A 24,551-nucleotide genomic window follows, 5' to 3' on the forward strand; every position below is an offset into this window, starting at 1 on the left:
GTTTATACGTGGTATATTACGAGTTAATCTGTTTTTTTCTGTTCGAGGAGACGGTTGACTTGCTCCGCAATGGCATCTAGTTTTCGATCGTAGTGCTTGTAAGTGAACCAACCTACAATGGCTTTAACTGCAAAGAAGAGAACTGCAGCGATAATCACCAAAATGTAATCATGTGCAATGTGTTTTAACCAATCATTAATGTGCTGCATTGTTTATAACCCCCGTCGCGTACATATATCATCTGGTTAAGATGCCCATTAAATCTTAAGGTAATTCATAAATGCTAATAAGATCCTTTGCGTATAAAGTGTTGCTTTTTGTCGAAATCCATGCTACATTATCGATGTAAACGTTTATATTTGCTTTAAACAACATCATATATGATTCAATTTGGCGTGTTACTGTTCGGCAGGCAAGGCTTAAATTGGGTGGTCTGTATATTTATTATACCCACGCAATTTAGGCCTTTTTTTATGCACAATTTCAGGGTGAGGTGTTTACATGAATTACAAAGAAACCGCTAAGGCTATCCTTGACAACGTAGGCGGACAAGAAAATATCAATGATTTTCTCCATTGCTCCACCCGATTAAGGATGAATCTGAAAGATCCAAATCAAGCAAAAACAGATGAAATTAAAGCCATGGATGGCATCATGGGAGCCGTATACAGCGGCGGACAATATCAAGTTATTATCGGGAATGATGTAAGCTATGTATATAATGAACTTAAACAAATGATCACTATAAAAACAGATGAAAACCCGGAGCCAAACAAGAAAAGAGATATGAGTTTCAAAGGTTTGTTTGAGAGTTTTGCCGGATTGATCACGGGCATTTTCCAGCCGATCATTCCGGCAATCGCAGCAGCAGGGATGTTTAAAGCTTTGCTTTTGTTAAGCACATCTCTTGGTCTACTGTCAAAAGAAAGTCAGATCTACGCGCTGCTGCTTAATATCGCTGACTCTGCTTTTTATTTTCTGCCTTTTCTGCTGGCATACTCAAGTGCACAGAAATTCAAAACCAATCCATATATTGCAGCCACACTGGCGGGGGTTTTACTGCATCCTAAAATGATCACATTACTTGGAGGAGAAGTGCCCGTACAAATCGCTGGTATTCCAGTACCTAATATCAGTTATGCGTCCAGCGTATTACCCATCATTCTGACCGTTTGGCTCATGTCTTATGTGGAGAAATTTGCAGATAAGGTGTCTCCAGGACCAGTGAAAATCTTCCTTAAACCTCTGATTGTTATTCTTGTCATGGCACCGCTCGCACTTACGGTTCTTGGACCAATTGGTAACTATCTGGGTGTCGGTTTGTCTGACGGTTTATTCTGGATTCAAGGTAAAATCGGCTGGTTAACCGTTGTTATCTTGGCTGTATTCTTACCATTTATCGTGATGTTCGGAATGCACAAAGTGTTTTATCCCGTTATTTTTGCAGCCATGGTTTCACCAGGATATGAAACGTTAATTCACAGTGCGATGCTTTCTTCTAACATGGCACAAGGTGCCGGAGCACTTGCAGTCTGGTTCTTGGCGAAAGATAAAAAATTGAAGCAGGTTGCCCTGCCAGCCGGCATATCTGGATTGTTCGGCATTACCGAACCAGCCCTGTACGGGGTACATCTGCGGTTGAAACGCACTTTGGTTGCCTGTATGATCGGAGCGGGTTCAGCAGGGCTCTTTGCAGGGATTGTCAATTTAAAGGCCTATGCTGCAGTAGGGCCGGGTCTTGCTTCTTTACCGATGTTTATCGGAGCTGAAAATAACTTTACTTATGCGCTGATTACAGCAGCCATTTCTATCATTATTACTCCCGTTGCCGTTTATTTCATCGGCTTTAACGATCCCGGAGCAGCGTCTGATACACAAGCTTCCGCGGTAGAATCTGTTAAAGTGGAAACAACATCTCAGGCAGCTCCGAAGAAAGAGAAACTGCAATCCCGTCTGGTTGTTTTCGCCCCGATTGAAGGAGAGGCCATTCCGTTAAAAGACGTGAAGGATGAAGCATTCTCCCAAGAAGCGATGGGTAAAGGCATGGCAATCAAACCTGCCAAAGGGCAGGTCGTGGCTCCATTTGATGGAACAGTTCAAACGGTGTTTCGCACCAAACACTCCATCGGTTTGAAATCAGTAGAAGGCATTGAACTTCTGATCCATATCGGGATTGATACTGTAAAGTTAAAAGGACAGCACTTTAATGTTGTTGTTCAAGAGGGTGACATCGTGAAACACGGTCAACTTCTGATCGAGTTTGATATGGACGCTGTTGAAAAAGCCGGCTACGACACAACAACACCGGTGATTGTAACAAACAGTGGCGATTATCTGGAGATTCTGGGACACGAGAAATCGGAAAAAATAGGCCCAGAGACGCCGCTTATAACCATTTTGTAATGATTATGGGGTGAAGCTCACCCTGAACATAGAGGAGCATGGATATGAGAGTAGTTAAGGTTCTCAATACAAGCATTGTTTTGGCCAAGCGGAATGATAATAAAGAGGTTATCGCTATGGGCAGGGGAATCGGATTCAGAAGCAGACCCGGAGACATGATTCATGATCATGAGATTGAAAAGGTATATGTCGTTGAGAATGAAGGAATGTCCTCGGATATGACAGCGCTGATGAAAGAGACGCCGAAAGAGTATTTAATTTTGGCAGACGAAATCATATCCTATGCTAAGCAAGCGTTATCGAGGGATCTAAGCGAGAATCTATACTTCTCATTGACAGACCATCTTCATATGGCTGCCAAACGGTTCAAATCTAATATTCAGATTCAAAATCGCATGTTATGGGAAGTTCAGAAGTTTTACCCGCAAGAATTTCTCATCGGGAAACAGGCGTTGAAATTTATCAAAGATCGGCTCGAACTGGATCTGCCCGAGGAGGAGGCAGCCAATATTGCCTTCCATCTGGTCAATGCGCAGCAAACGGAACAGAACATGAGTCAGGTCATGATCATGACCAACACCGTGAAGGATATTCTTAATATCATTCGAATTCATTACGGAATTGAACTGGATACATTAAGCATTAACTATTCACGCTTTCTAACGCATCTGCAGTTTTTTGTGCAGCGGTTATTGGAGAACACGATGCTTGAATCCAAGGATGATGAACTGCTGGAACGAATTTCGAGTAAATATCCAGAGGAAAGCAATTGTGTTTCCAAGATCAACAATTATATTGGCGCGAAATTCGAACGATTTATGTCCAACGAAGAGAGATTGTATCTCATCATTCACATTAGTCGTGTGATGGACAGAGCGCATTAACAGGAGGAGTATGACATGACGACCATCAGAACATTTCCCGAAGGATTTTTATGGGGCGGAGCAATTGCAGCGAATCAGGCTGAAGGAGCCTGGAACACAGCAGGGAAAGGCATATCTACCGCTGATACGGCAATGAATAAGAAAAACATAGGTGACTACAAAAAGCAAAATGCTGTAAACTCGGAGCAGCTCGCGGCAGCGCTCCAGGATCAATCTACCGTGAATTATCCGAAACGAAGAGGAATTGATTTTTATCATCGCTACCCGGAGGACTTGGCGTTAATGGGTGAGATGGGGATCAAAACGCTGCGCACTTCCATTGCGTGGACTCGGATTTTCCCGAATGGGCATGAAACGAATGCAAACGAAGAAGGGCTGCTTTTCTACGATCGTCTTTTTGATGAGATGATTAAAAATGGTATTGAACCTCTGGTGACCTTGTCTCACTATGAGATGCCGATGTATCTGGTCGATCATTACGGTGGATGGACATCCAGAGAGGTAGTCGACTTCTTTGTTCGCTTCAGCACAGTGGTGTTCAACCGCTACAAAGATAAAGTAAAGTATTGGATCACATTTAATGAAATTGATGGCATTGTGCGTCATCCGTTTACCAATGGTGGTATTGTTCCAGATCGGTTCAAGAATGTTGAGCTAGCAGTATACCAATCGCTGCATCACCAATTCGTTGCGAGCGCTTATGCCGTAAAGCTGTGCCACGAGATTATTCCAGACGCCAAGATCGGATGTATGCTGACAAGCCTGCTGCATTATCCTCATACATGTAATCCGCTGGATGTGCTGGCCGCTCATAAAAATAATCAATTTAATCTGTTCTTTACCGATGTGCAGGTGCGCGGCGCTTATCCAGGTTACATCGAGAGATATTTTAGAGAACAGAATATCGTTATCGAAAAAGCTGCGGGTGACGACGAATTGCTGAACAAGTATACCGCTGACTTCATATCATTCAGTTACTACAACTCCTTTGTGGCCAGCGCAGATAGCGAGGGCTTGGAAACGGTTAGCGGCAATACGATGGGAGGCATCAAGAATCCCTATCTGCCTGTCAGTGATTGGGGATGGCAGATCGATCCAATTGGTCTGAGACTCGCGCTTAACAATCTGTACAGCCGTTATCAGGTTCCTCTGTTCATTGTAGAAAACGGACTGGGGGCTTATGATACCGTTGAAGAGAACGGAACGATTCGTGATCCTTATCGTATTGAATACCTGCGTTCCCATATCGAACAAATGCATGAGGCGCTGCTGGATGGCGTTGAAATTATAGGCTATACCGTCTGGGGTATCATCGACCTGATCAGCTATTCTTCTTCGGAAATGGAAAAGCGTTATGGTTTAATCCATGTAGACCAAGATAATGACGGAAACGGCACACTTGCGCGAAGACGGAAGGAAAGCTTCTTCTGGTACCAAAATCTGATTGCCAATAACGGACTTTAAACGTATGCCAAAGAGTGAAAGTAAGAGATGATTTCTGTCTTAAAGGAATCATCTCTTTCCATTCGTAACATGAATTGGCAGGCTAATACAATTTATAAATATATCTTTCACCACATTCTTCTTTTCGGTAGAATATAGTTATCTGATCTGTAATCTTTTTCCTTATTGATAACAGATTGGAAAAATGATTTGAAGGAGGAGAATGAATGAAATCAGCGGCTTGCAGGGAGAGACGATTGGTGTACAGAAGGATGGGTGTGCTGCTCTTATTCATCATGCTGGTCAGTGTTTTGCTAGGGCCTGGCTCAACGGCTCAGGCTGCCGGGAAGACGATTACATCCATGGAGTACTTTTCGTCTGCTGACGGACCGGTCATATCCAAATCGGGGGTGGGCAAGGCCAGTTTCGGGTTCGTGATGCCTAAGTTTAATGGGGGTTCTGCTGCGTGGAGCGAAGTGAACGGGGATTTAGGTGTTAATGTGAAGGTAGGAAGCCAATGGGTGGATATTGATCAGGCAGAAAACTTTACGTACAACCAAAACTGGGGTCACTGGACTGACGCAGGCTTTCAAGGATATTGGTTCACTCTCTCCTCAACAACCGATGTTCAATTGTATTCCAAAGCGAACGGAATAAAGCTGGATTATCGACTGGTCTTTCAAAACATTAACGAAACAACGATCACAGCAATGAGCCCTACACAGGGGCCTGACATCATTGCCAGCAGCACCGGAGGCGCCGGCTTTACGTATCCCACCTTTAACAATAATCCATCAGTCACCTATGAAGCCGTCGCTCAGGATCTCAAGGTGTATGTGAAACCTGTTCAGAGCAGCACGTGGATTGATATTGACAATAACGCATCCAGCGGCTGGATTTACGACCAGAACTTCGGCCAATTCTCTGAGGGTGGAGGAGGGTACTGGTTTAACGTAACCGAATCTATTCACGTCAAGCTGCAGTCCAAAACATCCGATGCGAACATTATTTACACCATTACATTCAATGAACCTGTGCGTAACTCATTTGTGGTTACTCCTTATGAAGGGACAACTTTCACAGCAGATGGAAGCGGTTCCATAGGTATCCCATTGCCCAAGATTGGCGGGAGCGCACCTATTGCGAAAGAATTACAAAATTTTGTATACCAAATCAATATCAATGGTCAATGGGTAGACTTAAGTAATAGTGGTCAAAGTAAATTTACGTATTCCGGCAATGGCTACAATCCGATTTCCGATGCCAATCAGTGGGGATACTGGGCCGATCATATCTATGGTCTGTGGTTTAGACCTATTCAGGAAAATATGCAAATTCGAATCGGCTATCCGCTTAACGGACAGCCCGGTGGAAACGTGGGCAGCAACTATGTGAACTATACACTCATTGGTAACCCGGATGCCCCACGTCCCGATGGTTCGGACCAAGAAGATATCTCCATCGGTACACCGAACAATCCGGTGATTGAAGGCATGAATCTTATTTGGCAGGATGAGTTCAGTGGTTCTTCGCTGGACACAAGCAAATGGAATATAGAAACAGGGTATTATCTCAATGATGATCCGGGAACCTGGGGTTGGGGCAACGCGGAGATGCAGCACTACACTACCAGTCCGCAAAATATTTTTGTTCAGGATGGAAAATTAAATATCCGTGCAACACATAGTAATCAATCATTCCCTCAAGACCCGAATCGTTTTGCGAAATATGCCTCCGGTAAGGTAAATACCAAAGACAAGTTATCCTTGAAGTACGGGCGTGTCGATTTCCGTGCCAAACTGCCTACAGGAGATGGCATTTGGCCTGCACTCTGGATGCTGCCGCAAGATTCGGTATATGGCACTTGGGCTGCATCAGGTGAAATTGACGTGATGGAGGCAAGAGGTCGTCTGCCTGGAACAACCAGTGGAACGATTCACTTTGGCGGGCAATGGCCTGCCAATCAGTATACAGGGGGAGAGTATCACTTTCCCGCAGGACAAACTATTGCTAACGATTATCACGTATATTCAGTAGTTTGGGAACCGGACAACATCAAATGGTACGTGGACGGTAAATTCTTCTACAAAGTTACCAATCAGCAGTGGTCGTCTGCAACTGCACCGAACAACCCTAATGCTCCATTTGATGAACCGTTCTATTTAATCATGAACTTGGCCATCGGCGGTAATTTCGATGGTGGCCGCATTCCGGATGCTTCGGATATTCCTGCAACCATGCAGGTGGACTATGTTCGGGTATATAAACAGCAATAATGGTTTTAATGTAGTTCACTTGAGTTAATTTAGCGAGAGCGAAATTTATCATGCAGCATGATCATTAACGTTATTTACCAGGGGTGAACTTCGGTTTACCTCTTTTTTGCACACGTAAGAGAGGTAAGGGCCAGCACGTAATCAAAGACGTAGATGTCAAATAGTTGATTTTTTCCTTTGTGCGAGTACATCAAATCCTAAAAATGTTGCAAACAGCGGTGATTTATGATGCAATCAAAGTGAACCATGTTAATAATGATAAGAATAGTGAGGTACCGGTTATGATTGCAAAAACAGAAGAGGATTTTAATGGTTTAAAAGAAATTGGCAGGATTGTTGCTTCCATTAGAGATACGTTGGTTGAGCGGACCGTTCCGGGTGTAACGACAAAAGAACTCGATAATTTGGCTGGAGAACTTTTTGAGAAAGAAGGCGCCATTTCCGCTCCCAAAAGTGAATATGACTTTCCCGGTTATACATGCATTAGTGTCAATGAAGAAGTCGCACACGGGATTCCAGGTGATCGGGTCATCAAAGAAGGCGATATCGTCAACATTGATGTTTCCGGCTCCAAAAATGCATATTTCGCAGATACAGGCATTTCATTTGTTGTGGGTCAGGGAGAAGAAGTGTTAACGAAAATCTGTGAGGCAGCCAAGCAGGCTTTTGAAGCAGGATTGAAAAAAGCAAACCCCGGATCCAAAAAAAGTGGTCTTGGGAAAGCTGTTTTCCTGACAGCCCGCCAGCACGGATTTACGGTTATTCGTAATCTCACAGGGCATGGGGTTGGTCGTGCCATTCATGAAGCACCGGATCATATCTATAATTACAATGATACATCCGATGATGAGCTGCTAAAAGAAGGCATGGTAATTGCGTTTGAACCCTTTATCTCAACTTCCGAAGAAGAAGTGTATCAAAAAAACGACGGATGGACCTTTGCTACGAAGAACAGCCATGTAGCACAGATTGAACATACGATCATTCTTTCCAAAAAGGGACCGATCATTATCACGCTGTAAATATAGAGCGCATTGAATGTTTTAAAAAAGTTATGCTTAAAAGCCGATTCCAGTTGGGGAATCGGCTTTTGGCGTTAAGGGCAATGCATGATGAAGCAATGAGATAAAGCAGCTGATGGCATCTTCTGCATGATGAAAGTCACCGTGTTGGCGAAACGGATGATTGAGTTATTTTCTTTTCTCAACAAGCGGTCTATTCTGCAAATAAAGATCCATATCCGGGCTGGAGCCATGCAAAATCTGATCCGTGACGATCTTCGCAAGAACTCCGTTATACACGGTTCCGTTGTCACCGTATGCCATAATAACATAACAATGCGGATAGGAGTCATATTGACCAATCACCGGCAAACCGTCATGTGTCCCGCCGTAAAAGGCTCCCAAATAATACTCTGGTTCTACCTCAATATTCGGAAAAAGTTTGCCGAACTCAGTGATCAGTTTATCTCTGCTGGCCAGCATTTTGGAATCTCTCGTCTCGGCGTAGGCTGTATCTTTATCCATGCCGCCGATAATAATCCGATGATCCGGGGTTGTACGCATATAGACATATGGACGAGCGGTTTCCCAGATTAACGTGCGTTTGTACCAGTTTTCCAGATCAGCGACCGGCTTGGTAATGACGGCATAAGAGCTGGACAGCGTCGCATTTTTCTCCACTTTAAAATCCTTATCTTCATAACCCGCAGCGATAATGACATGTTTGGCACGAATTTCACGGCGATCTTTGGTATAAAAAACAGCAGCATCCTGTTCAAAACGTTTACCTGTAATTTCGGTTTCCTCGTAAATTCGCACGCCTTGTGACTTGGCCTTCTCCAGAAGGCCGTACACGAACTTTAACGGGTTCATCTCCGCATCATTATGATAATAAAGCGCAGCCGATTTACGGAAAGGGTATACACTCGCTATGCGCTGTTCATCCCAAAGATCAACGTGGAATCCGTGCTTCTGAAGAAGGGCGTATTCTTCCTTTAATGAAGTGATATCCTCTTGATAACTTGCGTAATACAAACTGTCACGCCGGATAAAATCGGGATCGATTGGGAGTGCGCTGCTGATTCGCTCCATATGATTAATGGACTGTTCACATAATTTAAGGTGACGAGCAGCCGCTTCTTCACCGAAGGTATAACGGAGCGATACAAAGCTTTTCTCCCCGGCATATTGAATCAGCGCGGTATTGGTGCTTGTGCTGCCTTCACCAACCTTACGCTTGTCAACAACAACGACAGATAATCCTTGATCACATAGAAAATGAGCACTTTGTGCACCTGAACTGCCTGCACCGATAATGAGAACATCACAGTTGATGTCCTCGTCCAGCTTAGGATAGGATGGCGGATTCGTTACCGTTGTTGGCCAATATAATTTGCCGCTCTGCAGATCCATGTGCAATCTCCCCTTATACATATTCGGTACGTAGTATGAGCAATGTGCTGGTAATCAATGCAGCATGTTCTTTTGCTTAAGCTACTTATTAAACATTTTTATTTACAAAGTAGTTAGGTTGATCTATATTAAAGATACATCTGCAGGTGTAATTTACTAATATTACAATTTTGTGGAGGTGTGGATGAAAGCAAGCAGGCCGATCGGCATTTTTGACAGACAGTACAGGACCATGACCATTGGCATTATGTTGGTACTGACAACTTCAGCATTTGAAGGGCTGGCGATTACGACCATTGCCGCGAAAATAGCTCAAGAGATGCAGGGAATTCATTTATACGGCTGGATCTTCAGTGCATTTTTGTTAGCTCAGCTTGTAGGGACACTGGTTATGGGCCAGCAAGTAGATCAGCGGGGCATATTCAACTCCATACTTGTATCGATTACGGTTTTTGTGCTCGGAACCGTCACTGCAGCAGCTTCCGTGAATATGTACATGCTCATTGGAGGAAGAGTCTTTCAAGGATTTGGTGCCGGAGCTTTAATTACATGTGTCTACACCTGTGTAACGTTATATTATCCCGACTCTCTGAGAACTCAGATTTTGGCCGCTTTCTCAATGGCTTTTGTGCTGCCTTCGTTAATCGGACCCTATGCTGCGGGACTCATTGCTTCTTACCAATCCTGGCGATTTGTTTTTTGGATGGTTATTCCTTTAATCGCACTGGCTCTGCTTCTTACATATCAATCGTTTCGTGATTTACAGCGAAATCAGCAGGTTACGGAGGGACGCCGAGCGGTTGATTCGAAAATAGGGAAAGCCATCCTGTTATCCATCGGAACCGGCATGCTGCTCACAGGTCTTGGCATGATGACGAAGTGGGAGGGCATAGCTCTTGCCATCGGTGGATTAGGGATCATGATTCCGTTAATGCAGCAGCTGCTGCCTCGAGGGACGTTCCAGGTCAAATCCGGTTTACCGGCAGCGCTTGTAACCAGAGGATTGTATGTTGCTTGTTATTTTGCTACAGAAAGCTTCGTTATTTTGGGCCTGACCGAGATTAAGGGCATGGCGGCAGCTATCGCCGGCTTACTGGTCGCAGCGGGTTCCTTAAGCTGGTCTGGCGCAGCATGGCTGCAGGCCAGATTGGATGCAAAAGACAGGGGAACAGGGCGTAAGCAGCGAGTGATGCTGGGCATTGGGATCATGATCGGTGGAGTCATATTGGTCATGCTCGCTTTATTTTTACCGGGCACCGGCATCACGCTTATTCTAATCTCCCAGATCATTATTGGATTTGGTGTCGGTCTGGCGAACCCGACTACAGCTGTCATTGCGCTGCAGTATGCCGAATCCGGACATGAAGGCAAGATGTCTGCTAATCTGCAGTTTGTCGATTCCTTCTATGTGGCTTTGAGTATTGGGGTAAGCGGCGCCTTGGTTGCATTAGCCGAGACGATGGGGTGGGGGATATCGACAGGAATTTTAATGGTGCTGACACTTCAGCTCCTGTTGGTTGTATTCAGCTTCTTGTCCTCGTTACGGATCTCTGTCCTTATTCGTGAGGAATATCAGGCTGCTGGTCAGCAAATAGATACACTTCCGATGTAACCATCGCAACCGGTCAGACAACAAGCAGATCGGAGGGGAATTTACATTCAGGAGGTGCGCAGTATGGCGCGTGTATTGGCTGTTATTACACCGGCTGAAGGTCATGTGAATCCATCCCTTGGATTAATCACGGAGCTGGTGAAGCTTGGAGAGGAAGTTGTGTATGTATGTGTAGAGGAGTACCGCTCACGAGTGGAGCAGACAGGGGCTAAGGTATTGACGTACCCCTTCTTGCAGGATGCCTTTTCGCATGATCCAATCTTAAAGCCGTTCGAATATCGCCATCCATATGAGTTTATACACATGATCGTATGCGGTATGATTCCGCGAATGATTCCCGAAATACTTCGTGTGATAGAAGGTCAGACATTTGACTATTTGATCTATGACTCCCTGATGGGCTGGGGAGGGAGCATACTAGCTGAGAAGTTAGGCATCCCGGCGGTATGTACTACGGCTTCCTTTGCTTCAGTTGAGCCTTTGAACAGCAGTGAAGATGATGTAGATACACAGGAAATGTATGAAGCCATAATGAACACCGCCCGTGAGATCGCAGCCGAGCATCAAGTCAGTCTGCCTGCTGTGGAAGACATGGTGGCACATATAGGGCAATTAAAGATCGTATACACCAGCCGTTATTTTCAGCCGCGTGCCGATGAACTGCATGACGATTATCTGTTCACAGGACCTTCCATAATTTCACGCCAGGATGCTCCGGAATTTCCGTTTGATATACTTCGCGAACGTCATAGCCAAACCGTGTACATCTCCATGGGAACGATATTGAATAAAAACCTGGAATTTTACAAGCTGTGCTTTGATGCATTTAAAGAACTTCCCATCAACGTTGTGTTATCTTCTGGCAAATACACAGACATGGAATCTCTACTAGACCTGATCCCGGATAACTTCATTGTGAAACCTTACGTTGCACAGATTGAACTGCTGCAGCATACCGACGTTTTTGTGACCCATGCAGGTATGAACAGCGTAAGTGAGGCTTTATACTTCGATGTTCCGCTTGTCATGATTCCTATGACTTCCGATCAGCCATTCGTTGCAGGTCGTGTAAAAGAACTGGGAGCAGGACTCGTGCTGAATCACCACACCTTGAACGCATCCCGTTTACGTGAGGCAGTCAAGGAGGTGCTGCACAATCCTGTTTACCAAGAGAAAGCGCATCTGATCGGTGAATCGCTGAGACAAGCTGGTGGTTATCAGCGTGCTGCGGCAGCCATCATGCAGCAGTTCGCCAAGGTATAAACCAGGGCATCGTTCAACCTTATAGGATAGTTAATAACAATTAACATCTATGCAAAAACCCTTCTCCTTTCAGTCGAAAGTAGAGAAGGGTTTTACGTTATAGCTTGTATTTAGATAAGGATGAGTAGAGATTAGCAGGCACAAGTCGATACTAGTTATTTGCTTTTTTTCAAAATATCAAATATCACTTTTGCATTATCCGTATTATCAATTAAACCGGAGAAGCGCTGACTTCCCGGGCCATATGCGTAAACGGGTACATCTTCACCTGTGTGTCCGCCCGTTGTCCAGCCTGTAAACGAACGGTTATCAATAATCGCTTCAATCGCATTATCGATCTTTGTGACATCGGTATCGGCAGCTGCAGCTGCTTCTTTTACGGATTGAAGTTCTTCCGTTGTAAGCTCAAGTTTGAGATATTGTTTCAGCGTGTCTTCAACCGAAGCCCCTTTGGCAATTTGAGCAGCCATGAAGTCAGGCGTGCGCACCGCAGCTTTGATCGGATCTACGAAGAAATTGTATTCTCCATCTTTGCCGAGCGTGAGACCGCCTGTAGAGTGGTCAGCTGTAGCAACGACGAGCGTTTGACCATCTTTTTTGGCAAAATCAACAGCTGCCTTGAAGGCTTTGGCGAAATCCTCCATTTCACTCATGGCACCTACAATATCATTGTCATGTCCAGCCCAGTCAATCTGACTTCCTTCGACCATGAGGAAAAATCCCTTTTTGTTCGTTTTCAAACGATCAATCGCTGCGTTTGTCATCTCGGCAAGAGAGGGCGTCGCATTGGTCCGGTCAATGTATTTATCCAGTCCGCCATCTGCAAACAATCCCAGAACTTGTTTGTTTTTATTTGCAAGAAGCGATGCGCGATCAGTTACATAACTATACCCTGCTTTTTGGAACTCTTTGGTGAGATCACGGTCTTTACGGACAAAATTGCTTTTGCCACCGCCCAGCAGTACATCCACTTTGTGTTTGCCATTAATCAGCTCATCATAATAGTCGTTCGCAATGGCATCCATGTTTTTGCGACTGATGTCATGAGCACCAAAGGCAGCAGGGGTTGCATGCGTAATCTCCGAGGTCGCCACCAGACCTGTAGATTTGCCGATTTGTTTGGCCTGCTCCAGTACGGTTTTGACAGACTTTTTATTCGTATCTACCGCGATTGCTGCATTATACGTTTTTACACCGGAAGACATGGCCGTTGCTGCAGAAGCGGAGTCTGTTACATTTTGCTTGTCATCGTCAGGATAGGTCATCTGCGCTCCGACCAGATAGGGATCAAAAACGGTTTTCTCCATCACCTTGGTGGAAGGATCATCCTTCATGTAACGATAAGCAGACGTATACGAGGTTCCCATGCCATCCCCGATGAGAAAAATGATGTTTTTAATCTGTTTTTTCTCTGCGCCTGCGGCTTGAGCGGTACCTGCTTGTCCGACAGGCCATAGTGTCGATGCCGATACAGCGAGCGTAAGTGCTAATGCGGGTAATGCTTTTTTGGAAAACTTCAAAAAAATTCCTCCTCGTGATCTCTTTAATATGAATGCATGAAGTCTTGTTCATTTGTTCATCCTTATGAAGATTAGCATTCATTTGTTAATAAAAACCATCACAATTGTATGAGGAGTGTAAAATAAGTATGTATCTGAAACGAGCGTAAACTCACTAAATAGACGAATGAAAACTTCTATTTTATACGAATAGTTCGTAATTAATGTGAACAAATGGCTTATTTCATTGACATCCGGCGTTATATTTAATAAAATTCGAAAGGGACATCAGGTTAAACAGAAACTATGTTTCCTTATATTCAATAATTCGGAGCTGTTCGGACCCTAATGACGAATATAGGAGCTTTAGAATTCTAATCCTATAGGTCATTAGGATTTTTTGTTTTTAGCTGCGTTGTCTCATGAAGAACAATATGAAAGTTGGAGGCTGGCTTTACGATGGACAACTGGTTCAAGCTCAAAGAGAGAGGCACTACGATTTCAACTGAAATCATTGCAGGTATTACAACATTTTTCACGATGGTATACATAGTGATTGTGAACCCCGGAATTCTCAGCGGAACGGGAATGAGCTTTAACGGTGTATTTATTGCTACGATTCTGGCGAGTATTGTGGCAACGCTGATTATGGGACTCTGGTCTAATTATCCGATCGTTATTGCACCAGGTATGGGATTAAATGCGTTTTTCGCTTTTAGTGTGGTACAAGGCTATGGTGTAACCTGGCAGACAGCACTCGGCGCTGTGTTCATTGCGGGTATTTTGTTTATTATTCTATCGCTTACTTCATTCCGATATATGCTGCTGGATGCCATTCCGGCAAGTCTCAAACATGCCATCACGGCAGGAATTGGATTATTCATCACGACTGTAGGGCTGCAGAATGCAGGAATTATTGCCAATTCCGAATCTAATCTGATTACACTCGGAAATCTGGCACAGCCTATGACGTATCTGACGATTATCGGGCTGATCATTACGGTTACGTTGATGGCTTACAATGTAAAAGGGTATTTGTTCATCGGAATGGTCATTACAGCCATTATCGCCTGGTTCATGGGACTGTTTCAGATGCCTGCATCAATTGTGGCGATGCCGTCAGGACTTGGCGAAACCGCATTCCAGATGGACTTGGCAGGAGTCTTCTCCAACGGATTGTATACGATTATTTTCACATTTTTGCTCATCACCTTGTTTGATACGACAGGTACGATGCTCGGTGTAGCAGAACAAGCCGGATTGCTGAAAGACGGCAAGTTCCCGCGTTCCCGCGGCGCGCTGCTGGCAGATGCTGTGGGTACTACAGCTGGGGCAGTGCTTGGAACAAGCCCGACATCAGCTTACATTGAGTCCAGCACAGGTGTAGCTGCAGGGGGAAGAACAGGGCTAACCGCCGTAACGGTAAGTGCGCTGCTCGCTTTAACTTTATTCTTCAGCCCTATCGTTAGTGTCATTTCCAGCATCCCGGCCATTACATCTCCGGCACTGATTATTGTAGGTTTCTTTATGATTAGTGTGATCGGAAAAATGAACTGGAGCGATCTGGAAGAGGCATTCCCGGCATTCCTTATTATTATTCTGATGCCGCTGACGCACAGTATTGCAACAGGAATCGGGATCGGTTTTATTTTCTATCCGGTGCTCAAGCTGCTTCGCGGCAAAGGCAGAGATGTTCATCCCATATTTTATATTTTCGCGATCCTGTTCTTCATTCAACTTGTATTTCTCGACCATTAAGAATAGTCTTTCATATGACAAAGAGAGCTGCTTTTATATAAGCAGTTCTCTTTTTTATATACTTGAATTGGTTTACACAAGCACTTCGATGACAGAATAACCTTCCAATCGCTGTTATCCCCAGATTTTCTTGATTCCCTTTTCGAAAGGGAAAAATCCGGTGATAAAGGCGAGCGCTCCGCTTTTCCAGGTTTTTTCTGTCCTCTCCGTTTCTGTGTAAATAATCATTCATTTTATATCGTTTTATTAGTAACTTATATATGCCAGTTCATGTTCCGTTCATATTGGCGTCATGATGGCGACATCTTGTCTGATTATACTGTAGATAAGTCACCAAGACAGTTACACAGACTCAAGACAGGAGAAGATGAGAGTGAAAGAAAACGTAGAGATCAAACAAACGGAGAAGAAACGCGGCAAGAAGCGCAGCTTAATCTTAAAAATATTCGGAGGTATCATCGCAGCACTCGTGTTATTCTTGGGCATCGTATTTGTGGTGCATGTGATCAGCAAGGGGCTGGAGAAAGATAAGATTGAAGCTTATGGACAGTATGTACAGGTGGACGGTAAAAAAATGAATGTGTCCATTCAGGGCAGCGGAGAACAGACCATCGTGCTGCTGCCGGGTCAGGGAACAGCATCACCTGTGTTAGATTTTAAACTGCTGATTGATCAGCTGACCCCGGATTATAAAGTCGTCACGATCGAGCCATTCGGCTATGGATTAAGTGATCAAACGGATCAGGAACGCACCACCGAGAATATTGTCCGTGAAATTCATGAAGCCGCAGAACAGCTTGGTCTTAATCGTTATATACTTATGGGACACTCCATTGCAGGACTGTACAGCGTGTCTTATGTAGATCGTTATCCAGACGAAGTTATCGCCTTTGTCGGTATTGACAGCAGTGTTCCTAACCAGCCCGGCATGGACGTTAAATTACCTCTAAAATCACTTCAGTTTCTTCAATCATCAGGGCTGATGCGATTGGCTAAAAAGTTGAGCGCTGATCCTTATGCTCCCATGGCTTACGATGAGCACACCAAAGAGCAAATGAACCTGATTTCGAACCGGGTCTCGAGTAACTCGACAATGACGAATGAACTGAAACATCTGGGTTCCAACTTTAAAAATGCAGAGAACATGACCTATCCTCGTGAGTTACCTGTTTTGCTCTTCGTGCAGTCTAATAATGAGCACAACCCGCAGTGGCTGCCTCTGCATGAGCAGCAAGCCGCAAAATCTGCTCAGGGAAAAATGATTCCAATGGAAGGCTCGCATTATCTGCATCATACGAAGTTTAAGGAAATTGCTGAACAATTTAAAGCCTTCATGAAAGAGCTCCAATTACAATAGCAAGGGAAGGAATTACACACTCAACACTTTATTAAAAAGCGGTGCCAAATCTGGTGCCGCTTTTGGGTTATCCTGCCTCAAATATCTCAGCTCACCGAACGGGGAAGAGAGGGGATTCAACGGGAGATTAATTCATTCAATTGGGATATTAAGGGTTATTTGTCATTGGTTTAAGCTTTTCTGGACCATTTTCATCAAATTATATATCTTCCCTGTGCATTGAAAGATATAATGATTGCTGAACAAGTAAAATCAGAATATATCCAAAAAAAGAGTGCATTCGGAGGTAACGATCAGCATGAATATTCAATTTAATTCTCCAGCCGCCTATTGGGTTGAAGCGCTGCCTATCGGTAACGGCAAATTGGGTGGAATGGTCTTTGGTGGTATCGAAAAAGAACGCATTGCATTGAACGAGGATACGTTATGGTCGGGCTATGCCCAGGATTGGAACAACCCGGAGGCACGAGAGGTACTGCCTCGGATCAGAGAATTGATTGCTCGTAAACAGTACGTAGAGGCTGATCTGCTTAGTAAAAAAATGATGGGGCCTTTTACGCAATCCTATCTGCCATTTGGTGATTTGGAGCTTGTGATGGAACATGGGCAGTTATGTGAACGGAAAACTTATCAGCGTAAGCTTGATTTGTCAACAGGTGTTGTAAGCGTTTCCTATGAAATCGGCGGTGTACGCTATGATCGTGAGGTGTTTGCTTCCCATCCGGATCAGGGTATCGTCATTCGTTTGACGTCAAGCAAGGAAGGTCGATTAAACTTCCGAACCAGACTGAGCAGCCCGCTAAGGCACCAGACATCTGTTGTGAATGCTCAATATGAACTATCCGGAACGGCTCCAGAGTATGTGTCGCCGAACTATCACGATGTTGAAGTACCTGTACGTTATGGAGATGCCGGAACGACACGTGCAATGTCTTTCCACGGCCGACTTGCTGTATCTCATACCGGAGGTACGCTGCATTCAACTGGAAGTGAGCTGCAGATTGTTGATGCCACAGAAGCGGTGATCTATTTTGCAGGAGCTACAAGCTACTCGGCCGCAGATCAACCCCAGGAGACTTTGATCTCTCCAGCAGCCAAGACCGCAGATGTTATTGGGCAGATTATGGCAACCAATTACAATGATTTGCTGCAGCGTCATGTGCAGGATCATCAGGCTTTATTCAATCGTGTGCAGCTGCATCTCGGTGACAGCACTGCGCCTGCGGACATGCCTACCGATGAACGGATCGAGAAATATGGAAGCAGTGACCCGGGTCTGGTAGAGCTTTTGTTCAATTACGGTCGATATTTAATGATCGCCAGCTCCAGACCGGGAACGCTGCCAGCCAATCTGCAGGGGATCTGGAATCAGGACACACGTGCGCCATGGAGCAGCAATTATACACTGAATATTAATGCGGAGATGAATTATTGGCCTGCAGAGACATGCAACATGGCTGAACTGCATGAACCGCTGCTTGATTTCATTGGCAAACTTGCGGTGAATGGGCGTAAGACGGCTGAGATTAACTATGGCGCTCAAGGCTGGGTAGCGCATCACAATGCGGACATCTGGGGGCAGACTGCTCCGGTTGGCGATTACGGTGCCGGTGATCCCGTATGGGCGCTGTGGATGATGGGCGGCGTATGGCTGACGCAGCATCTATGGGAGCATTACGCTTTCTCAGAGAATAAAGAGTTTCTGCAGGAAACAGGTTACCCGCTTATGAAGGATGCGGCTCTGTTCTGTCTGGACTGGCTCATTGAGAATAAAGAAGGACAACTGATCACCTCACCTTCAACGTCACCAGAGATGAAATTTGTTGTGAACGGAGAGCATGCAGCTGTAAGTGAAGCGACTACAATGGATATTTCACTGATTGCTGAACTGTTCGATAACTGTATTCAAGCAGCTGAAGTGCTGCAGACAGACTACGAATTCGCGGATCTTCTGCGAGCGAAGAAAGCACAGCTTCTGCCTCTGCAGATCGATGCACAGGGACGTCTTCAGGAGTGGAGCGAGGATTTCACGGAAGAAGACCCGCAGCACCGTCATGTATCCCATTTGGTTGGAGTATTCCCAGGACGTCTGATCACACAGAAAAAATCTCCTGATCTCATGAAAGCTGCCCGCACTTCACTGGAAATTCGCGGCGATGGGGGCACAGGCTGGAGTCTGGGATGGAAAATCGGTCTGTGGGCCCGTTTTGGAGAGGGCAATCGTGCTGAACAGCTCATTTCCAATCTGTTAACGCTGGTTAAAGCTTATGAACCCAGCAAACATGAGCAGGGCGGAGTATACGCCAATTTGTTTGATGCCCATCCTCCGTTCCAGATTGACGGTAATTTTGCGGCAACTGCCGGTATTGCCGAGATGCTGCTGCAGTCTCATCAGGGTTATCTGGAATTCCTGCCAGCATTGCCTGAGCGCTGGTCTACAGGTTCTGTTCAAGGTTTAAGAGCAAGAGGCGGGTTTGAGGTTAGCCTAAGTTGGGAGAACGGTAAGCTGGTTGAAGCAGAAATCCTCTCACATACGGGCAATACATGTTATTTGCAGGTTGAGCCTGGCTTGAAAGTATATCAAGGGGATACGGTTGTACAAACCGTTCAGGAGAAAGACGATCAAGTTAGTCTGCCAACGCAAAAAGGACAAACATATACCATTTCATTTGAATAAAATGAACTTGAATCTTAGTGCTGTTCGAGTGAATAACTTATATTCAATAAATCAATTCACCTTCGGAGCAGCAAGCTTAAGAGATGAAGCCGCTGATCAATGTTGATCAGCGGTTTTCTTTTATAACATTTGAAAAGTTAAGTGTTGTATTGAAAACGGTTTTATGCTATTTTGAATGTATAAAAACGTTTTAATAGCAAAGGAACCTGAATGTATGGGAAAAATCACAATTAAAGATGTTGCAAGGGAAGCCGGTGTGTCGATCTCTACCGTTTCGAATGCCTTAAATGGTGTGGATGTACTGAATCCGGAAACGAAGTCACATGTGCTCAAAGTGGCAGAACGTTTAAACTACATCCCTAATCTCAATGGCAAACTGTTGAAATCAGGTCAGACCAAAATGCTTGGTTTTTTCACAACAAGTGTGTCCGGTCCGTATTTTTACAAGTTAGTCGAGGCCATGTCGCGTGAATGTGACCGTCTCGGTTACGGACTCAATGTGTTTGTAACCAAAGATAAACATGTGATTATGAGCAATATTCTCGGCAGGCGGGTAGATGGTGTAATCATCTATGAAGAGCTTCGAATTGATGAGCAGGATATTTTGTCGATGGAAAAAGACAAGATTAAAGCGGTTTTCCTGGATCGTGTGTACGAGAGCGAACGAATGGGAAGTGTCATCTTTGACTCTTACGTAGCCAGCTATGAAGCAACCCAATATTTGATCGGGCTCGGTCATCAGAAAATCGCTTATATCTCCGGCGTAGATGAGATGTTTGACAGTGTACAGCGTCGGGAGGGATATCTGGCGGCCCTTCGAGAATACGAACTCCCCATCGATGCGGACTACATCATTCAGGGGTATTTTGAAGAAGAGGCCACTTACAATGCCATCAAATCCTTCATTCATAAGCATCCAGGCAAGTTACCAGATGCCTTTCTCGCCGGTAATGACCTGAGTGCGATCGGGTGCATCCAGGCATTGAAATCTCATGGTTATGAGGTTCCGAGTGATATCAGTGTGGTCGGATTCGATGATATCGATATCGCTCCGTATTATTCTCCACCGTTAACGACCGTTCGGAATCAAATTGCAAGACAAGGTATTCTAGCTGTCACGCAATTGGTCAATATGATCAAGGGACAGGAACAAGGGATAGCGCAAAAGTTATCTGGAGAACTTATTGTACGCGGTTCAAGTCATGTGAAAATGAACAATCGGAAAGATGGCCGTAAATAACGTGTGAGAGGCTCGTCGGGTCCATTTTTCATTTTATATTACAAGGAAGGGAGTTTTTTGGAACGAAATAAAAACGTTTTTATAAAACGGAATAAATGCATCTATCGACACATACAGAGGGGAGCAACAAAGGATGAGTCACTTGACGACTACAGCAGACAGACAGCCGCAGCCTCTTAAACCCGGTGGAAAAAAACATTTCAAGCAGCGGTTCAACACATTCTGGGTCGATTTCGCCAGACAATGGGAGATCCAGTCCATGGTTCTACCCGGCATTCTGTTCATGATTGTCTTCTGTTACATACCGATCTACGGATTAACGATTGCGTTCAAAAATTACACCGTCATTGATACACTGTCCAGTGCCCCATGGGTGGGGCTGGATAACTTCAGAATTATTATGTCAGACAAATACTTCTGGGATGCCGTTGTGAATACGCTGGGCATCAGCTTTTTGAAGCTGGGGATCGGGTTTGTCATTCCGATTATTCTGGCCATTATGATCTACGAGCTGAACAGCGGACGATTCAAGAAATTCGTGCAAACGGTTTCATATCTACCTCATTTTCTCTCATGGATCGTGCTGGGCGGTATGCTCATCACCTGGTTCTCCACAACCGGCTTGTTCAATGAACTCCTGCTCGGTCTTGGCATCATATCACAGCCGCAAAACATATTGCTGGACGCAGGCAAGTACTGGTGGATCGCTACGTTATCGGATATTTGGAAGGAAGCTGGCTGGGGCACCATTTTGTATCTAGCCATCATGTCCAAGATCGATCCTACCTATTACGAGGCCGCCAAAATCGATGGAGCCAGCCGGATGCGTCAGATCTGGAATATCACCCTGCCTAATATGAAGTCCATTATCAGTCTGAATCTGATCCTGACGGTCAGCGGACTACTCGGTTCGAATCTCGATCAAACGCTGGTGCTCATGAACTCACAGAACCGCGAAAAGGCCGAAGTTATTAATTCCTATGTCTATCGTATGGGGATGTCGCAAGGTGACTTCTCGTATGCTACCGCAGTAGGTTTGGGTGTTTCCATCATTTCTGTAATTCTGCTCGTCACGGCAAACAAAATAACTAGCAAGCTAAATGACAACCAGTCTGTGCTGTAGAAGGAGGTTCCCTCATGAACGGAAAAGCGGCCAAAGAAGATCTGGACAGCCGGATTTTTGATACGCTCAATATTATTTTTTTAATGATCTGTACCATTGTCATTATCGTTCCGCTCTGGAATGTCATCATCTCGTCCTTTAGTTCAGGCAAAGCACTCGCGGAAGGTGGATTCATCTTCTGGTCACCCGAGTTCTCGCTGGAAAACTACCGAGCGGTGTTTAATGATTCAAACATCTGGCAGGCGTTCTTCATCTCTGTGTCCAAAACCATGATTGGTGTCGTGACACATGTATTCTTTTGTGCCATGGTCGGATACGGATTAAGCAAGAAATACCTGAGAGGTCGCAAATTGTATGTAGCTATGGGTGTAATTACAATGTTTTTCTCCGGCGGCATGATTCCAACCTTTTTGCTCATTAAGGCACTGGGTCTCCTGAACAGCTTCTGGGTGTATATTATTCCGGCTTTGTTCAGTTTCTTCGATGTCGTCATCCTGATGAATTTTTTCCGTAATGTACCGGATTCACTGGAAGAATCGGCGAAGATGGATGGAGCTGGAGACTGGCATATCTTTCTCAAAATCTTTATCCCGCTGTCTATGCCAGCAATGGCGACCATCGCTTTATTTAATGGGGTAGGGCAGTGGAACGACTTTATGACGACCAAATTGTATATCACAGACCAATCACTGTACCCGCTGCAGATGATGTTATATGAAATTATTGTGCAATCCCAGACACAGTCCATGCAGAACGTGGGCGGGTCTGTCGTGATCGAAACAACAACCAAAGGCGTGCAGCTTGCCACCATCGTTATTACGACATTGCCAATTGTGCTGATCTATCCTTTGTTACAGCGATATTTCATTTCAGGCATGATGCTTGGAGCTGTTAAGGAATAAAACGATAGATTTACATCAATGATTTTATATTCGACTACGAGGGGGAAAACACATGTTTAATATTCACCGGGTACTGGGCCAAAGAGGGGTTAAAGGTTGTGCAGCATTACTGACAGCTGTGTTGATGGTTACGGGATGCAGCGGAGGTTCCGGCGGATCGAGTGAAGCAAACTGGGTATCCATTGAGGATCGCTACACGGTTGATCCGGAGAAGCCAGCATGGCAGCTCGATAAAAAGGAAGAAGTGACCGATCTGACCTGGTACGTCAATGCCGACTGGTGGAATACCGATTTTGGCAAAGATATCGTCACCAAAAAGATCAAGGAAGACTTGAACATTAACATCAAATTCATTACAGGCGATGATACCAAATTAAATACCTTTTTTGCTGGTGGAGATATGCCTGACCTGCTGACGGTGTTTGATTCCAATTCGCAAGTCGTGAGCAAAGCATCAACCTGGGCCATACCTCTAAATGATTTGGCTGAGAAATATGATCCGTATTTCAACAAGGTCGCAGCTGCGGACACGCTGAAGTGGTTCCAGCAAGCGGATGGTAAGACCTACGGTTATCCGAATTATTCCAATACGCAAGCGGATTATGATAGCGGTAACATTCCAGCCAAGACCGCCTTTATCATCCGCAAGGATGTATATGAAGCGTTAGGCAGTCCAGTCATGGGAACACCGGAGCAATTCCAGAGTGTGATGAAACAGATCAAAGAAAAGTTCCCATCGCTCATTCCGTTTGGCTTCAACGCCATCGGTGGAGGTACCGGTTCGCTTGGCGATGCGTTACAGGATTTTATCGGTGTACCCCTGGAGACGGAAAACGGAGAGTTCTATGACCGCAATCTGGACGAAGATTATCTGACTTGGCTGAAAACATTAAACGCCGTGTATAGAGACGGCAATATTAGTGATGACAGTTTTGCGGATGACGGTACAGCCTTTGAAGAAAAAGTGAAATCCGGCAAATATGCGGCGATGCTGCTCGACGGTACACCGCAGCAGGGCGGAAATCTTCAGATCTACATGAGTGATAACGAAGGCAAGGAGTACATTGCCATTGATGGGCCGCAGAGCACCAAGGGCCATGCACCAACACTGAATCAATCCGGTATTACAGGCTGGATGATCAATTTCATCTCCAAAGATGCCAAAGACCCGGCCAAAGCGATGCAGATTTTCACGTATTTGCTGAGCGAAGAAGGCCAGATTCTGATGAACTATGGCATTGAAGGCGAGACGTTTAAGAAAAAGGCAGATGGAACAGTGGAATTGCTTCCGGCGGTGAAGGACATGCAGTTGCATAATGCGGATCAATTCAAAAAGGATTATCGTCTTGGTGAGTTTATGTTCTTCGGTCATGACCGCCATAAAGCGCTGAGCGCCGATGCCTTCCCCGAAGCGATCAAACAGATGCAGGCCTGGGGCAAAGGTAAACTGACACCTCATTTTATTCTGGAAAATATTAATCCGAACCTGGGAACAGCTGAAGCCCGTGCCTTATCCGCTATTAACACCAAATGGAACTCCACGCTGGTAAGCATGCTGCGTTCGAAGGATGATGCCTCGTTTGACAATGCGCTCGCGGCATATCAATCGTTCCTGGAAGAAAAGCGCTGGGCTGACATTGTAAAGATCCGCAGCGAGAAGATGAAGCAGAACAAAGAGAAATTAGGCATGCAATAATGAG

At 45.0% G+C, this 24,551-nt stretch carries 17 protein-coding genes; 14 read left to right on the top strand and 3 right to left on the bottom strand.

Going from position 1 to position 24,551, the window contains the following annotated elements:
• Positions 1 to 23: 23 nt before the first annotated feature.
• Complete coding sequence (locus MKY97_RS14520) at positions 24 to 209, bottom strand: hypothetical protein (RefSeq protein WP_342556100.1); 186 nt, start codon at positions 207 to 209, stop codon at positions 24 to 26.
• Positions 210 to 501: 292 nt separating this feature from the next.
• Here MKY97_RS14520 and MKY97_RS14525 point away from each other — a divergent pair, with 292 nt between their 5' ends.
• The 5 genes from MKY97_RS14525 to map all read left to right on the top strand — a co-directional run bounded on the left by MKY97_RS14525 (position 502) and on the right by map (position 8,028).
• Positions 502 to 2,403, top strand: coding sequence for a beta-glucoside-specific PTS transporter subunit IIABC (locus tag MKY97_RS14525; protein ID WP_342556101.1), 1,902 nt, complete (start codon positions 502 to 504; stop codon positions 2,401 to 2,403).
• Between the two features lie 44 nt (positions 2,404 to 2,447).
• On the top strand, positions 2,448 to 3,287 hold the full coding sequence (locus MKY97_RS14530) for a PRD domain-containing protein (protein WP_342556102.1): 840 nt from the start codon (positions 2,448 to 2,450) through the stop codon (positions 3,285 to 3,287).
• Positions 3,288 to 3,302: 15 nt separating this feature from the next.
• Positions 3,303 to 4,751 carry a family 1 glycosylhydrolase gene (locus MKY97_RS14535; protein ID WP_342556103.1) on the top strand — a complete coding sequence of 483 codons (1,449 nt, stop codon included), beginning with the start codon at positions 3,303 to 3,305 and terminating at the stop codon, positions 4,749 to 4,751.
• A gap of 206 nt (positions 4,752 to 4,957) precedes the next feature.
• Positions 4,958 to 7,006, top strand: coding sequence for a glycoside hydrolase family 16 protein (locus MKY97_RS14540; protein ID WP_342556104.1), 2,049 nt, complete (start codon positions 4,958 to 4,960; stop codon positions 7,004 to 7,006).
• Positions 7,007 to 7,287: 281 nt separating this feature from the next.
• Positions 7,288 to 8,028, top strand: a complete 741-nt coding sequence (gene map / locus MKY97_RS14545; RefSeq protein ID WP_342556105.1) for a type I methionyl aminopeptidase — start codon at positions 7,288 to 7,290, stop codon at positions 8,026 to 8,028.
• Positions 8,029 to 8,196: 168 nt separating this feature from the next.
• Here map and MKY97_RS14550 read toward each other — a convergent pair whose 3' ends face one another.
• Positions 8,197 to 9,420, bottom strand: coding sequence for an FAD-dependent oxidoreductase (locus tag MKY97_RS14550; protein WP_342556106.1), 1,224 nt, complete (start codon positions 9,418 to 9,420; stop codon positions 8,197 to 8,199).
• Between the two features lie 184 nt (positions 9,421 to 9,604).
• Here MKY97_RS14550 and MKY97_RS14555 point away from each other — a divergent pair, with 184 nt between their 5' ends.
• Positions 9,605 to 11,032, top strand: a complete 1,428-nt coding sequence (locus MKY97_RS14555) for an MFS transporter (RefSeq protein WP_342556107.1) — start codon at positions 9,605 to 9,607, stop codon at positions 11,030 to 11,032.
• A 63-nt stretch (positions 11,033 to 11,095) separates the two neighbouring features.
• Positions 11,096 to 12,295 carry a macrolide family glycosyltransferase gene (locus MKY97_RS14560; RefSeq protein ID WP_342556108.1) on the top strand — a complete coding sequence of 400 codons (1,200 nt, stop codon included), beginning with the start codon at positions 11,096 to 11,098 and terminating at the stop codon, positions 12,293 to 12,295.
• A gap of 155 nt (positions 12,296 to 12,450) precedes the next feature.
• On the opposite strand, the gene MKY97_RS14565 is transcribed toward MKY97_RS14560, so the two are convergent.
• On the bottom strand, positions 12,451 to 13,821 hold the full coding sequence (locus MKY97_RS14565) for an alkaline phosphatase (RefSeq protein ID WP_342556337.1): 1,371 nt from the start codon (positions 13,819 to 13,821) through the stop codon (positions 12,451 to 12,453).
• Between the two features lie 432 nt (positions 13,822 to 14,253).
• Between MKY97_RS14565 and MKY97_RS14570 the strand changes: the two genes are divergently transcribed.
• The 7 genes from MKY97_RS14570 (at position 14,254) to MKY97_RS14600 (ending at position 24,547) form a co-directional block, all read left to right on the top strand.
• Complete coding sequence (locus tag MKY97_RS14570; protein ID WP_342556109.1) at positions 14,254 to 15,552, top strand: NCS2 family permease; 1,299 nt, start codon at positions 14,254 to 14,256, stop codon at positions 15,550 to 15,552.
• Between the two features lie 367 nt (positions 15,553 to 15,919).
• Positions 15,920 to 16,909: an alpha/beta hydrolase gene (locus MKY97_RS14575; RefSeq protein ID WP_342556110.1), complete on the top strand. Its 990-nt coding sequence runs from the start codon at positions 15,920 to 15,922 to the stop codon at positions 16,907 to 16,909.
• A 298-nt stretch (positions 16,910 to 17,207) separates the two neighbouring features.
• The gene (locus tag MKY97_RS14580) at positions 17,208 to 19,586 is read left to right on the top strand and encodes a glycoside hydrolase family 95 protein (RefSeq protein ID WP_342556111.1); all 2,379 of its coding nucleotides are present in this window, start codon (positions 17,208 to 17,210) and stop codon (positions 19,584 to 19,586) included.
• 214 nt (positions 19,587 to 19,800) lie between these two features.
• Positions 19,801 to 20,826, top strand: a complete 1,026-nt coding sequence (locus MKY97_RS14585) for a LacI family DNA-binding transcriptional regulator (RefSeq protein WP_342556112.1) — start codon at positions 19,801 to 19,803, stop codon at positions 20,824 to 20,826.
• 259 nt (positions 20,827 to 21,085) lie between these two features.
• Positions 21,086 to 21,949, top strand: coding sequence for an ABC transporter permease subunit (locus MKY97_RS14590; RefSeq protein ID WP_205127951.1), 864 nt, complete (start codon positions 21,086 to 21,088; stop codon positions 21,947 to 21,949).
• Positions 21,950 to 21,963: 14 nt separating this feature from the next.
• Positions 21,964 to 22,851, top strand: coding sequence for a carbohydrate ABC transporter permease (locus MKY97_RS14595; protein WP_308721788.1), 888 nt, complete (start codon positions 21,964 to 21,966; stop codon positions 22,849 to 22,851).
• 52 nt (positions 22,852 to 22,903) lie between these two features.
• On the top strand, positions 22,904 to 24,547 hold the full coding sequence (locus tag MKY97_RS14600; protein ID WP_342556113.1) for a sugar ABC transporter substrate-binding protein: 1,644 nt from the start codon (positions 22,904 to 22,906) through the stop codon (positions 24,545 to 24,547).
• The last annotated feature ends 4 nt before the right edge of the window (positions 24,548 to 24,551 follow it).

Origin of the sequence: Paenibacillus sp. FSL R7-0652 (genome assembly GCF_038595045.1) — a bacterium.
Classification (GTDB): Bacteria; Bacillota; Bacilli; order Paenibacillales; family Paenibacillaceae; genus Paenibacillus.